The organism is Micromonospora sp. BL1, assembly GCF_003667485.1.
GTDB lineage: Bacteria > Actinomycetota > Actinomycetes > Mycobacteriales > Micromonosporaceae > Micromonospora > Micromonospora tulbaghiae.
Window position 1 is genome coordinate 1 of record NZ_RCVK01000356.1, and the last position, 12575, is coordinate 12575.

General features: G+C 74.2%; 14 protein-coding genes. 11 read left to right on the top strand and 3 right to left on the bottom strand.

The window, feature by feature from the left end; all coding sequences use genetic code 11:
- The coding region (locus EAD96_RS27080) for a YafY family protein (protein ID WP_147457937.1) at positions 1-954 on the bottom strand (954 nt) is incomplete at its 3' end.
- Between the two features lie 44 nt (positions 955-998).
- On the opposite strand from EAD96_RS27080, the gene EAD96_RS27085 reads away from it, so the two are divergent.
- Together EAD96_RS27085 and EAD96_RS27090 are read left to right on the top strand one after the other, a co-directional pair.
- Positions 999-1475, top strand: coding sequence for a hypothetical protein (locus EAD96_RS27085; RefSeq protein WP_121686232.1), 477 nt, complete (start codon positions 999-1001; stop codon positions 1473-1475).
- Entirely contained in the window at positions 1475-1942 is a 468-nt protein-coding gene (locus EAD96_RS27090; protein WP_121686233.1) for a hypothetical protein, read from the top strand. The genes EAD96_RS27085 and EAD96_RS27090 overlap by 1 nt, the downstream gene beginning before the upstream one ends.
- Here the strand turns inward: EAD96_RS27090 and EAD96_RS27095 are convergent.
- Positions 1905-2597, bottom strand: coding sequence for a TetR/AcrR family transcriptional regulator (locus EAD96_RS27095; protein WP_121686234.1), 693 nt, complete (start codon positions 2595-2597; stop codon positions 1905-1907). The genes EAD96_RS27090 and EAD96_RS27095 overlap by 38 nt on opposite strands.
- Before the next feature lie 115 nt (positions 2598-2712).
- Between EAD96_RS27095 and EAD96_RS27100 the strand changes: the two genes are divergently transcribed.
- The 5 genes from EAD96_RS27100 (at position 2713) to EAD96_RS27120 (ending at position 8004) form a co-directional block, all read left to right on the top strand.
- Positions 2713-4218, top strand: a complete 1506-nt coding sequence (locus EAD96_RS27100; RefSeq protein WP_121686235.1) for an NAD(P)/FAD-dependent oxidoreductase — start codon at positions 2713-2715, stop codon at positions 4216-4218.
- Complete coding sequence (locus tag EAD96_RS27105) at positions 4211-5167, top strand: SDR family oxidoreductase (RefSeq protein WP_121686236.1); 957 nt, start codon at positions 4211-4213, stop codon at positions 5165-5167. The genes EAD96_RS27100 and EAD96_RS27105 overlap by 8 nt, the downstream gene beginning before the upstream one ends.
- Positions 5164-6003: an alpha/beta fold hydrolase gene (locus EAD96_RS27110; protein WP_121686237.1), complete on the top strand. Its 840-nt coding sequence runs from the start codon at positions 5164-5166 to the stop codon at positions 6001-6003. Before EAD96_RS27105 ends, EAD96_RS27110 begins: the two co-directional genes overlap by 4 nt.
- A gap of 70 nt (positions 6004-6073) precedes the next feature.
- Entirely contained in the window at positions 6074-6724 is a 651-nt protein-coding gene (locus tag EAD96_RS27115) for a GntR family transcriptional regulator (RefSeq protein WP_121686238.1), read from the top strand.
- Positions 6721-8004: a nitrate/nitrite transporter gene (locus tag EAD96_RS27120; RefSeq protein WP_121686239.1), complete on the top strand. Its 1284-nt coding sequence runs from the start codon at positions 6721-6723 to the stop codon at positions 8002-8004. The genes EAD96_RS27115 and EAD96_RS27120 overlap by 4 nt, the downstream gene beginning before the upstream one ends.
- Before the next feature lie 58 nt (positions 8005-8062).
- On the opposite strand, the gene EAD96_RS27125 is transcribed toward EAD96_RS27120, so the two are convergent.
- A complete protein-coding gene (locus tag EAD96_RS27125; RefSeq protein ID WP_121686242.1) occupies positions 8063-8476 on the bottom strand; it encodes a hypothetical protein in 414 nt (137 codons plus the stop codon).
- A 139-nt stretch (positions 8477-8615) separates the two neighbouring features.
- On the opposite strand from EAD96_RS27125, the gene EAD96_RS27130 reads away from it, so the two are divergent.
- From EAD96_RS27130 to EAD96_RS27145, 4 genes are all read left to right on the top strand, one after another.
- On the top strand, positions 8616-9704 hold the full coding sequence (locus EAD96_RS27130) for an S-(hydroxymethyl)mycothiol dehydrogenase (RefSeq protein WP_013286410.1): 1089 nt from the start codon (positions 8616-8618) through the stop codon (positions 9702-9704).
- Positions 9701-10330 (top strand): MBL fold metallo-hydrolase, encoded by a 630-nt coding sequence (locus tag EAD96_RS27135; protein WP_121686240.1) that lies wholly within the window; start codon positions 9701-9703, stop codon positions 10328-10330. The genes EAD96_RS27130 and EAD96_RS27135 overlap by 4 nt, the downstream gene beginning before the upstream one ends.
- Before the next feature lie 114 nt (positions 10331-10444).
- On the top strand, positions 10445-11545 hold the full coding sequence (locus tag EAD96_RS27140; protein ID WP_121686241.1) for a DUF3626 domain-containing protein: 1101 nt from the start codon (positions 10445-10447) through the stop codon (positions 11543-11545).
- A gap of 210 nt (positions 11546-11755) precedes the next feature.
- Complete coding sequence (locus EAD96_RS27145; protein WP_120569828.1) at positions 11756-12481, top strand: hypothetical protein; 726 nt, start codon at positions 11756-11758, stop codon at positions 12479-12481.
- Positions 12482-12575 lie beyond the last annotated feature (94 nt).

The following is a 12575-nucleotide window of genomic DNA, read 5'->3' on the forward strand; positions in this document are numbered from 1 at the left end:
GGCCAGGGCGGTGGCGGTCTCGGCCAGGCGGGCGCGCAGCGGGGCGGGGGAGAGGACCTCCACCTCGGCGCCGAGCCGGAGCAGGTCGCCGTGGGCGTGGGTGAGCGACTCGATCGGGATGACCGCGCGCACCCAGCCGCCGGCGTCGGGCGGGCCGGCGCTCGCCTCGGCGGCGGCCACCACCACGTCGCTGCCCACCTCGCGCAGCCGGGCGAACCCGCGCGGCGACAGCCGGATGCGCGCCTCGTCGCGGTGCAGACCGGCCCGGAACTCCACCACGTGCGCGCGCCACCAGGCCGGCAGGTCGAACTCCGGCCGCTCGAACGGCTCGTCGAGCGGGGTCAGGTCGAGGATCTGGTTGACCCGGTAGGTGGCCGGGTCGGCGCGGTCCGGCCGGGCGGCGACCAGATACCAGCGTCCGCCCTTGAGCACCAGCCCGTACGGTTCGAGGACCCGGGTCGTCTCGCCCCGCCAGCCCCGGTAGCGCACCCGGACCCGGTGCTGCCGCCACACCGCCTCGGCGGCCTCGGCCAGGTGCGGCGACGGGTCGCCGTCGGAGTACCAGCCCGGCGTGTCCAGGTGGAACCGCTGCTCCAGCCGGGCCGCCCGGTCGGCCAGCGGCGCGGGCAGCGCGGCCCGCAGCTTGAGCTGTACGGCGGTGACGACCGACTGGTAGCCCAGCTCGGCGGCCGGTCCGGGGAGCCCGGCGAAGAGCAGCCGGTCGGCCTCCTCGGCGGTCAGCCCGGTCAGCCGGGTCCGCCAGCCCTCCACGAGTCGGTAGCCGCCGTCGTGTCCGGCCTCGCCGTACAGCGGGATGCCGGCGGCGTGCAGCGCCTCCACGTCCCGGTAGACGGTGCGCGCCGACACCTGGAGGCGGTCGGCCAGGTCGGCGGCGGTGAGCCGGCCGTGCGCCTGAAGGAGCAGCAGGATGGACAGGAGTCGACTGGCCCGCATTCCACTGACACTAGCTGTCAGGGAAGCGGTCCTAGCGTGCCCGCATGGCTTTTCACGACAAGGAGCTGACCGTGCCGGGGACCGTCGAGGCCGGCGGCCGGCACGTCAAGCGCTACCACATCGACCAGCCGGACCGCCGCCTCGAACCGCGGGTGGTCGACGCCGCGTACGCGTACCTTCCGAGGCTGCTGCCCGGCCCGGACGGCGCCACCCCGTCGGCGAGCTGGGTGGTGCTGCACCGGGGCGCGGACACCGGGGCGTACCTGCTGGCGTACAGCTGGTTCTTCGACAACGTGGTCGAGTGCCGTATCGCGATCGCCGGGCAGCCCGGGCTGGACTGCCCGGACGACGACCCGGCGCACTTCGTCGACCTGACCCGGCCCGGCGTCGGGTGCGTCTGGGAACTGGGCGTGCTGGAACACGAGCGCGCCGCCTGGATCCGGCACGTGCTCGCGCCGGACCGGCCGGACCTGGCCGGCTACCTGGCCGACACCCGGGCCGAAGGGCCGGTGGGGTTCTGATGGGCGACTTCGACTTCCTCGTCGGCACCTGGGACGTGACCAACCGGCGCCTGCGGCAGCGCCACGTCGGCGGCGACGACTGGGACGAGTTCGCCGGTGTCAGCGAGGCGCGCTCGTTCTTCGACGGCGCGGGCAGCTTCGACGAGATGCGCTGCCCGAGCCGGGGTTTCTCCGGCTCCTCGGTGCGCGTCCTGAACCCGGCGACCGGGCTGTGGTCGATCTACTGGATGCACAGCGAGCGGGGCGTGCTGGAGCAGCCGCCGGTGGTGGGCCGGTTCACCGACGGCGTCGGTGCGTTCCACGCCGACGACACCGACGAGGGGCGGCCGGTGCGCTGCCGGTTCCTCTGGTCGGCGATCACGCCGGTCTCCTGCCGGTGGGAACAGGCGTTCTCCACCGACGGCGAGCGCACCTGGGAGACCAACTGGGTCATGGAGTTCCGCCGGACGGCGCGAGCGGCGGCGTGACCGGCGGCGTGGTGGTCCGGTAGATCGCGGTCAGCCACACGTCGAGCAGCACGTCGACCACGTCCCGCTCGGCCACCGCCGGGCCGTCCCCGGCGAACGTGGCGTACCAGACGCGTTCGTTCATCGAGTTCAGCGCGATGGCGAGGTCCCGGGCGGGCAGCCCGTCCGGGGCCGCGCCGCGGGCGCGTTCGGCCTCGATCGCGGCCTGCACCGCGCGGACCCAGCGTTCCAGCACCTCGGCCCAGAGCCGCCGCACCTCGGCGTTGGTGCCGCGCACCTGGGCGCAGGCCAGCACCACGTCGCGGTGCCCGCCGAACGTGGCGTGGAACCGGGCGATCAGCTCCCGCCAGTGAGCGCGCGGATCCTCGGCGAGCCGCTCGAACACGCCCCCGGCGGCGGCGTCGGCCTCCTCGGTGACGCGGTCGAGCAGCGTGAGCAGCACCGCGTTCTTGGACGGGAAGTAGAAGTAGAACGTGGGCCGGGAGATCCCGGCGCCGCGGGCCAGGTCGTCGATGGAGATGTCGGCGAACGGGCGCTGGGTCAGCAACCGCTCGGCCGTGGCCAGGATCGCGGTCTCCCGCTCGTCGCCGGTGGACCGGCCGGCCCGCCGCCCGCGCGTCGGCGCGGCGCCGGTCGGCGTACGGGCGGTCGTCATGTCGGCTGATGCTACACCCGCTCGACACCGTGTCGGTTCGACTCGACACGGTGTTGACTGCGGTCGACGGCGATGGATAGTGTCCGGTCCACCGCCGGTGCGAACGGGAGAAGCGATGGCCGCAGACCACGTCGACGTCCTCATCGTCGGGGCCGGCCTGTCCGGCATCGGCGCCGCCGTCCACCTCGGACGCGAGTGCCCCGGCAAGACCTACGCGGTGCTGGAGGCCCGGGGCGCCATCGGCGGCACCTGGGACCTGTTCCGCTACCCGGGCATCCGCTCCGACTCCGACATGTACACCCTCGGCTACTCGTTCAAGCCGTGGACCGACCCGAAGGCGATCGCCGACGGCGACTCCATCCGGGCGTACGTGCGTCAGACCGCCCGCGAGTACGACGTGGAGCGGCACATCCGCTTCCACCACCGGGCCGTACGCGCCGAGTGGGACAGCGCCACCGCGTGCTGGACGGTGCACGCCCACCGCGACGACACCGGCGAGGACGTCACCCTCACCTGCGGGTTCCTGTTCACCAACTCCGGCTACTACCGCTACGACGAGGGCTACACGCCGCGGTTCCCCGGCGTCGAGAAGTACGCCGGCACGCTCGTGCACCCGCAGCACTGGCCCGAGCAACTGGACTACACCGGCAAGCGGGTCGTGGTGATCGGCAGCGGCGCCACAGCCGTCACCCTGGTCCCGGCCATGGCCGAACGGGCCGCCCACGTCACCATGCTCCAGCGCTCACCCACGTACGTCATCGCGCTGCCCTCGCGCGACCCGTTCGCCGACGCCGCGCGGCGGTGGCTGCCCCCGAAGGCCGCGTACGCGGTGGCCCGGTGGAAGAACGTCACACTCGGCGTGGCCAACTTCCAGCTCAGCCGCCGCGCCCCCGGCGTGGTGAAGCGGTTCCTGCGCCGGGCCGCGAAGGGCCGGCTCCCGTCCGGGTACGACGTCGACAGGCACTTCTCGCCCCGCTACAACCCCTGGGACCAGCGGCTGTGCGTGGTGCCGGACGGGGACCTGTTCGCCGCGCTGAGCGCCGGCCGCGCGTCGGTGGTGACCGACACCATCGACACGTTCACCGAGCGGGGCATCCGGCTCGCCTCCGGCGAGGAGCTGCCCGCCGACGTCGTGGTCACCGCCACCGGCCTCAACCTGCTCGCGCTCGGCGGCATGACCCTGAGTGTCGACGGCGCCGAGGTCGACCTCGCCTCGACTGTGGCCTACAAGGGCATGATGCTGTCCGGCGTGCCGAACTTCGCCATGACCATCGGCTACACCAACGCCTCCTGGACGCTCAAGGCCGACCTCGTCGCCACGTACGTCTGCCGGCTGCTGCGCCACCTCGACGACACCGGCCGGCAGATCGTCACGCCGCTCGCCCCGGACACCGACGACCTGGTGCCGATCATCGACCTCCAGTCCGGGTACGTGCTGCGCGCCGTCGACCAGCTCCCCAAGCAGGGGCCGCAGGCGCCGTGGCGGCTGCACCAGAACTATCCCCGCGACGTACGCCTGATGCGGCACGGCCCGCTCACCGACGGCGTCCGGTTCACCCGCGCCGGCGCGCCCGCCACCGCCCCGGCCGCCACGACCAGCTCCGGAGGAACCGATGCGTGACCTCGTCTTCCCCGGCGGCACGGCGGTGCTCACCGGCGCCGCGAGCGGCATCGGCGCGGCGCTGGCCCACGGGCTGGCCCGGCGCGGCGCCGACCTGGTGCTGCTCGACCGGGACGCCGACGGCCTGGCCGCCACCGTCGCCGCGATCCGGGCCGCGTACCCGGACCGGCGGGTGGAGACCCACGTGGTGGACCTGGCCGACGCCGACGCCACCGACCGGGTCGCCGCCGAGATCCACCGCGCGCACCCCCGGATCCGGCTGCTGATCAACAACGCCGGCGTGGCGCTGGGCGGGCGCTTCGACCAGGTCACCCTGGAGGAGTTCCTCTGGGTCATCGAGATCAACTTCCGGGCGGTGGTCCGCCTGACCCACGCGCTGCTGCCCGCGCTCAAGGCCGAGCCCGGCGCCCACCTGGTGAACGTGTCCAGCCTGTTCGGGCTGATCGCGCCCGCCGGGCAGGCCGCGTACTCGGCGAGCAAGTTCGCCGTGCGCGGCTTCACCGAGGCGCTGCGCCACGAACTCGTCGACGACGGCATCGGCGTCACCTCGGTGCACCCGGGCGGCATCCGCACCCGGATCGCCGCCAGCGCCCGCGTCGGCAGCGGCGTGGCCCTCGACGAGTACGAGGCCGGGCTCAAGCAGTTCGAGAAGCTGCTCACCATCGACCCGGCGACCGCCGCCGAGATGATCCTGCGCGGCGTGCAGCGACGCCGCGGCCGGGTGCTGATCGGCTGGTCGGCGAAACTGCCCGACCTGCTCGCCCGCGTCGCCCCGGCCGGTTACGGCAGGGTGCTGGCCCTGGGCATGCGCCAGCCCCCGGCCCGGCCCGGCGCCGCGCCCACAGCTCCGCCCGCCGAGGCGCCCACCGTCGCGACCGACGCCACCGTGCCGGTTCCGTCTCCCCGGTCCGGCGAGGAGGCCGCGGCGGAACCCGGACGCCAGGCGTGACGCTCGCCCTGCCCCCGGCCGACGAGCGCACCGTCGACGGACGGCGTACCCGCTGCCGGATCAGCGGCGACGGGCCGCCCGTGGTGCTGCTGCACGGCATCGGCCGTACCCTCGACGACTTCACCGCCCTGCACACCGCGCTGGCCCGCGACCACCTGGTGCTCGCGGTGGACCTGCCCGGGCACGGCGGCTCCGCGCCGCTGGACGGGCCGCACACGCTTCCGGCCCTGGCCGCCGCGGTGGCCCGCTTCCTGGACGCGGCCGGGGTGACCGGCCCGGCGCACCTGGTCGGCAACTCCCTCGGCGGGGCGGTGGCCATGCGCCTGGCCGCCGACGCGCCGCACCGGGTGGCGAGCCTGGCGCTGCTCAACAGCGCCGGCTTCGGCCGCGAGGTGACAGTGGCGCTGCGGCTGCTGGCGGTACGCCCGCTGGCCCGGCTGCTGCTGCGCCCGCACCCGAGGATCGCCTGGCGCACCGAGCGGGCGATCTTCCACGACCCGGCGTACGTCACCGACGAGCGGATCGCCACCGCGCTGGCCGCGGCCGGTCAGCCGCACGCCGCCCGGGTGATGCTGGAGCTGGTCCGCGACCTGGGCACCTGGCGCGGCGTACGCCCGCAGTGGCGCGCCGACCTGCTCGACGCGGTGGCCGCGCTCGACCTGCCCACGCTGCTCGTCTGGGGCGAGCGCGACCTGGTCCTGCCCGCCGCGCATCTGGCGTACGCCCGCACGCGGCTGCCGAACGCGCGCAGCCATCTGTTCCGCGACACCGGGCACATGCCGCAGATCGAGCGGACCGCCGCGGTGGAGGCGCTGCTGCGCAAGCTGTGGGCCTGACCCGTGGCCTTCGCCACTGTCCCGGCCCGCGCCGGACCGTCCGGACGGCCCGGGGAGCAAGCTTAGATACATGACGCATCCCAGCCGGGTCGCGCCGTCCGCCGCCGAGCGGGCGTACCGGCACCTCAAGCAGGCCATCCTGGAACAGGTCTACCCGGGCGGCCAGCTCGTCAGCGAGGGCGAGATCGCCGAGGCGACGGGCGTGTCCCGCACCCCGGTCCGGGAGGCGCTGCTGCGGCTGGAGACCGAAGGGCTGGTCAAGCTCTACCCGAAGCGCGGCGCGCTGATCCGGCCGGTGTCGGCCCGGGAGATCACCGACGTCATCGAGGCCCGCCGCCTGGTCGAGCTGCACGCGGCCGACCGGGTCTGGCCGCGCCGCGCCGAGCTGCGCGCCGACCTGGCCCGCCGGCTGGACGAGATGCGCCGCGCGCACGCCGCCGGTGACCTCACCGCCTTGATGGCCGCCGACCGCTCGTTCCACGCCGCCGTGGTCGAGGCGGCCGGCAACGAGATCCTGGCCGAGCTGTACCACCGGCTGCGCGACCGGCAGCTGCGCATGGGCGAGGCGAGCTTCCGGCTCTCGCCCGGTTGGGCCGAGGTCGCCCTCACCGAGCACGCCGGGCAGCTCGCCGCGCTCGACGGCGACGACCCGCAGGCGTGGCACGACGCGGTCGCCGCGCACATCGACACCGCCGCGCGGATGCTCGGAACGCTGCGGTGAGCGCGGCTCGCCGGCCCGCCGCCCTGGTGTACGCGGTGGCGCTGACCGCGTACCTGACCGCCGTGTTCCACCGCAGCTCGCTCGGCGTCACCGGGGTCGACGCGGCGGACCGCTTCCACATCAACGCCGCCGCGCTCGCCACGTTCTCCGTCGCCCAGCTCGCCGTCTACGCCGTCATGCAGGTCCCGGTCGGGGTGCTGCTGGACCGCTACGGCTCGCGCCGGCTGCTGCTGGCCGGCGGCGCGCTGATGGTGGCCGGGCAGGTCATGTTCGCCGTCGCCGGGGACGTGCCGCTCGCGGTCGCCGCCCGGGTGCTCGTCGGCCTCGGTGACGCGATGACGTTCATCAGCGTGCTGCGCATCGTCGCGTTCTGGTTCCCCGGCCGGCGCAATCCGCTGCTGGTGCAGCTCACCGGCACCGTCGGCCAGCTCGGCGCGGTGCTCGGCGCCGTACCCCTGGTGCTGCTGCTGCACCGCGCGGGCTGGACGCCGGCGTTCCTGACCGCCGCGGCGCTCGGCGCGACAGTGGTGCTGCTGGTGCTCGTCGCGGTCCGTGACACCCCGCACGCCGAGCACGCCACCACGCTCGCGCCCGACCTGGCCACCGTGCGCCGCCGGCTCGCCGAGGCGTGGGCTCAGCCGGGCACCCGGCTGGGCCTGTGGACGCACTTCGTCACCCAGTTCTCCGGCTCCGTGTTCGCGCTGCTGTGGGGCTACCCGTTTCTGGTGCAGGGACAGGGCTTCTCGCCCACCGCGGCGGCCGGGCTGCTCACCGTGATGACGATGGTGACGCTCGTGTGCGGGCCGTTGCTCGCGTACCTGTGCGCCCGCTACCCGTTCCACCGCTCGGTGCTGGTCTTCGCGATCACCGCCGCCACTGCCGGGATGTGGGCGGTGGTGCTCGCCTGGCCCGGCCGGGCTCCGCACGCGCTGCTGGTGGCGCTCGTGGTTGTGCTCGCGGTGAACGGTCCCGGGTCGATGATCGGGTTCGACTACGCCCGCTCGTTCAACCCGGTGCACCGCATCGGCAGCGCCACCGGCATCGTCAACGTCGGCGGTTTCGCCGCCTCGATCGTGCTGATCCTGGCCGTCGGCGTGGTGCTCGACCTGGCCACCCCCGCCGGGCACGACGCGCCGCCGCTGGCCGCGTTCCGGTGGGCGTTCGCCGTCCAGTTCCTGCTCTGGGCGCTCGGCGCGGCGCAGGTGCTGCGCTACCGCAACGCCGCGCGTCGCCGGCTCGCCGACGAGCGGGCCGCCGCGACGGTCGCGGCACCCGCCTGAGTACGCGGGCGGCCCGGCGATGTGCGGGCGGCCCGGCGCGGCTTCGGCTCCGGGCGGATCAGCGCCCGTGCCGGACCAGCGAGTCGAGCACCAGGGTCAGCCCCGCCCCGACCAGCCACACGTCCTTGGCCAGGCCGATGCCCGCCTGGCTCGGCCGCAGGCTGGTGCCCTCGCGCATGCCCGGCGTCTTCAGGTAGAGCTGCACCAGGCCCGCGCCGAACGCGGTGAGCGCGGCCCCGGCCAGCAGCGAGGGCACGAACGGGGCGAGCAGCGCCGCGCCGAGCGCGACCTCGCCGCGCGACAGCAGCACGGCGAACCGGTCCGGCGGGATCTGCCGCAGCTGCGGCATCGCGCCGGCCGCCATGCCGTGCATGCCCGCGGCGGCCTCACCCTCCAGGCCCCGCTTGCCCAGCCCCGAGTTCAGGATGTACGCGCCGATGGCGACCCGCAGCGGCGCATGCGACAGCCTCATGATCACTCCCGTCCCACCTGGTAGAACCGGCACACCGGGTACCCGGTCATGACCAGGACAATCCGCCGGGCTTCATTGGTTCGCGGGTCATGATCAGCGGTAGGTTCTGGGTGCAGACGCACGTAACGAAGGAGGCACCGTGAGCCAGGAAGTCCGGGGAGTCGTGTCGCGGCGCAAGGGCGCGCCCGTGGAGGTCACCACCATCGTGGTGCCGGACCCGGGGCCGGGCGAGGCGGTGGTCCGCATCCAGTCGTGCGGCGTCTGCCACACCGACCTGCACTACCGCGAGGGCGGCATCAACGACGACTACCCGTTCCTGCTCGGCCACGAGGCCGCCGGCATCGTGGAGCAGGTCGGCGACGGCGTCACCGACGTGGCGCCCGGCGACTTCGTGGTGCTCAACTGGCGCGCGGTCTGCGGGCAGTGCCGGGCCTGCCGGCGCGGCCGCCCCTGGTACTGCTTCGCCACTCACAACGCGACGCAGAAGATGACGCTCACCGACGGCACCGAGCTGACCCCGGCGCTCGGCATCGGCGCGTTCGCCGAGAAGACGCTCGTGCACGCCGGACAGTGCACGAAGGTGGACCCGTCGGCCCGGCCGGCAGCGGTCGGCCTCCTCGGTTGTGGCGTGATGGCCGGTCTCGGCGCGGCCATGAACACCGGCAACGTGACCCGGGGCGACTCGGTCGCGGTGATCGGCTGCGGCGGCGTCGGCGACGCGGCGGTGGCCGGCGCGGCCCTGGCCGGCGCGACCACGATCATCGCGGTGGACACCGACTCCCGCAAGCTCGACTGGGCGCGCAAGTTCGGCGCCACCCACACGGTCAACGCCTCCGAGGACGACGCGGTGGAGGCCATCCGCGCGGCCACTGGCGGCTTCGGCGCCGACGTGGTGATCGACGCGGTCGGGCGTCCGGAGACGTGGAAGCAGGCGTTCTACGCGCGCGACCTGGCCGGCACCGTCGTGCTGGTCGGCGTGCCGACCCCGGAGATGACCGTCGACCTGCCGCTGCTGGACGTCTTCGGCCGCGGCGGCGCGCTCAAGTCCAGCTGGTACGGCGACTGCCTGCCCAGCCGCGACTTCCCGATGCTGACCGAGCTGTACCGGCAGGGCCGGCTGGACCTGGACGCGTTCGTCACCGAGGAGATCGCCCTCGACCAGGTCGAGGAGGCGTTCGCCCGGATGCACCACGGCGACGTGCTGCGCTCGGTGGTGGTCTTCCCGTGACCGGCCGCGTCGACCACGCCGTCACCTCCGGCACGTTCTCGCTCGACGGCCAGACGTTCGACGTGGACAACAACGTCTGGGTGATCGGTGACGACGCCGAGTGCGTCGTCCTCGACGCGCCGCACGACGTGGCGGCCGTCCGCGAGGTTATCGGTGACCGGCGGGTGCTGGCGATCATCGCCACCCACGCCCACGACGACCACGTCCGGGTCGCGCCCGAACTGGCCCGGGCCACCGGCGCGCCGGTGCTGCTGCACCCGGCCGACCGGGTGCTGTGGGACATGGTGCACCCGGACACGCCGCCGGACGGCGAGTTGACCGACGGGCAGACGTTCACCGTCGGCGGGACCACGCTGCGGGTGCTGCACACGCCCGGTCACAGCCCCGGCGCGTGCAGCCTGTACGCCCCCGACCTGGGCGCGGTCTTCACCGGCGACACGCTGTTCGCCGGTGGACCGGGCGCGACCGGGCGGTCGTACAGCGACTTCGGCACGATCGTCGAGTCGATCCGTACCCGGCTGCTCACGCTGCCGCCGGAGACGGTGGTGCACACCGGGCACGGCGACGACACCACGATCGGGGCCGAGGCGCCGCACCTGGACGAGTGGATCGCCCGTGGCCACTGAGGACGGCACACCCGCGCGGGCCCGGCCGGAGTGATCCGGTCCGGGCCCGCCCGTACGTCGGGGCCGGGCTCGTCGCCGGCCCGGAAACCGTGTGGCCGCACCACGTTCCGTCCGGTGATACTCGGGCCCGTGCCCGTCGCCGTCCTCACCGACGCCCAGTCCGCCGCGCTGCGCCACGTCCGCGACGTCGCGCAGCGCGACCGCCCGGCGGCGCTCGCCGTCATCGCCCGCCACCTCGCGGCCTCCGGCACGACCTACCGGTACGAGGAGGTCGTCGCCGCGATCACCGGGAACGGGCGGCTGACGCTCAACTTCCACCCCGACCGGGTGCTGCGCGACGGCCGCACCGTGGTCGAGGCGCTGGACGAGGAGGGCGTCTACCGCAGCCAGTTCGAGACCGGCGTCTCCAACGGCGGCCTGACCGCGTACCCGGGCGGCGACCGGGACGTCTGGGAGCAGGCGATGTTCGGCGGCGCGTACCAGCGTCCCGGCGTGCTCCCCGCGGAGCGCCCGAAGTACGGCGGCCTGAACCTGCTCGACCACGCCGACGGCGCGTGCCCCCGGTTCGGGTCCTGCCACCTGCGGCTGCGCCCGGAGGCGCTGGCCCGGGCCACGTTCAGCTTCGGTGACAGCCACGTCGAGCCCACCGAGTTCGGCACCGTCGACGTCTTCGAGCCGGTGTTCGCGGCGCTGCTGACCGCCACCGCCGGGACCGGCGTGGCCCTGGGCGTGGCCGGCACGGACACCGCCACGCTGCTGCGGACGCTGCTGCGGCGGCGGGAACGGGAGTCCGGGCGGGTCGGCCGGGCGCTGGACGACTACATCGAGGCGCAGGTGCACGGCGAGATCAGTCTCGCCCGCGACGTGGAGGCGCTCGTGGTCGACCCGTCGTTCCGCGGCACCGACGTGGGACGGCGCCTGGAGGGGATCGCCGGGCGGCACGGCCTGGCGCTGCGCTTCCATCCCGGCTTCGTGCTGCCGGTCGACGGCGTGGACGCCGAGTTCCGCGGCCCCGACATCCCGCCGCTCGCCGCGCGCGTGCACGCCGAGTTCGCCCGCCCGGGGGAGCCGCTGCACGCGGCGCTCGTCGGCCGCGCCGCCGCCTCGGTGGTACGCGAGCCGCAGCGCTGGGCCGACCGGGGACCGGCCGAGGTGACGCTCCAGCACCTCAAGCAGCTCTGGCACGTGCTGGTCCGGTTCGGCGTGCCGGCCTGATCGTCCCGGTCTGCCGTGGGCACGCCCCTGCTGACCGGAATTCCGGGTGACCTGGACCGCAGCCTCCGCCCTGCCCGGCATTTCCGGAATGACCGACAGGGCGGGCTCGTTGTGTCCCCCGTACCGCCGGAACCAAACACCTACCCGGCGGTAGTCCCTCGAGGGGCGCTCACCCCGGAGCGCGTCGTAACGATCGAAAGGGCAACCATCGTGAAGCAGCACTTCACTCGATGGCTCCCCGCCATCGCGAAGACCGCCGTCGCGAAGACCGCCGCCGTCTCCCGTAACCGCCGTGCCGCGCTGAGCGTGGCGGGGGTGGCCGTACTGGGCGGACTGGCCGTCGGCCCCGTCGCCGTGGCCGCGCCGGTCACCAGCGGGCCGCACGCCGGCGCCAAGGCCGCCATCGACCTGGCCACCGGCAAGAAGACCTCCACCGAGTCGGTGAAGCCCGGCCAGACCACCGGCCTGGACAAGGTGCCGACCAGGGCCGACCGGCCGGCCAAGGAGAAGCTCGTGCCGCACGGCGTCGAGGGCGCGCAGTCGCGCATCCCGCTCGACGACGCGCAGCTCGACAACGCCAAGGCCATCGTGGAGGCGGCCAAGGAGACCGGCGTGGGGGAGCGGGGCGCCGTGATCGGCGTCGCGACCTCGCTCCAGGAGTCGAAGCTGTACAACCTGGGTCACCTCGGCGCGTACAACGACCACGACTCGGAGGGCCTGTTCCAGCAGCGCCCGTCGTCCGGTTGGGGCACGTCCGAGCAGATCACCGACCCGGAGTACTCCAGCAAGGCGTTCTTCAACGCGCTGAAGAACGTCGGCGGCTGGCACGAGCTGCCGCTGACCACGGCCGCGCAGACGGTCCAGGTGTCCGCCTACCCGTACGCGTACGCGCAGTGGGAGGAGCAGGCGGCGGACATCGTCCAGCAGGTCTGGTAACCCGACCCGTACAACGGCCGGCCCCCTTCCAGGGGTGCCGGCCGTTGTCGTCGATCTTGGAATTGCGGCACCTCGCAGACGTCGTGAAACGGAC

Bases quoted from the DNA above. Each gene is read 5' to 3' on its own strand.
- EAD96_RS27085 (WP_121686232.1), top strand. From the start codon at position 999: ATGGCTTTTCACGACAAGGAGCTGACCGTGCCGGGGACCGTCGAGGCC.
- EAD96_RS27090 (WP_121686233.1), top strand. From the start codon at position 1,475: ATGGGCGACTTCGACTTCCTCGTCGGCACCTGGGACGTGACCAACCGG.
- EAD96_RS27095 (WP_121686234.1), bottom strand. From the start codon at position 2,597: ATGACGACCGCCCGTACGCCGACCGGCGCCGCGCCGACGCGCGGGCGG.
- EAD96_RS27100 (WP_121686235.1), top strand. From the start codon at position 2,713: ATGGCCGCAGACCACGTCGACGTCCTCATCGTCGGGGCCGGCCTGTCC.
- EAD96_RS27105 (WP_121686236.1), top strand. From the start codon at position 4,211: ATGCGTGACCTCGTCTTCCCCGGCGGCACGGCGGTGCTCACCGGCGCC.
- EAD96_RS27115 (WP_121686238.1), top strand. From the start codon at position 6,074: ATGACGCATCCCAGCCGGGTCGCGCCGTCCGCCGCCGAGCGGGCGTAC.
- EAD96_RS27125 (WP_121686242.1), bottom strand. From the start codon at position 8,476: ATGAGGCTGTCGCATGCGCCGCTGCGGGTCGCCATCGGCGCGTACATC.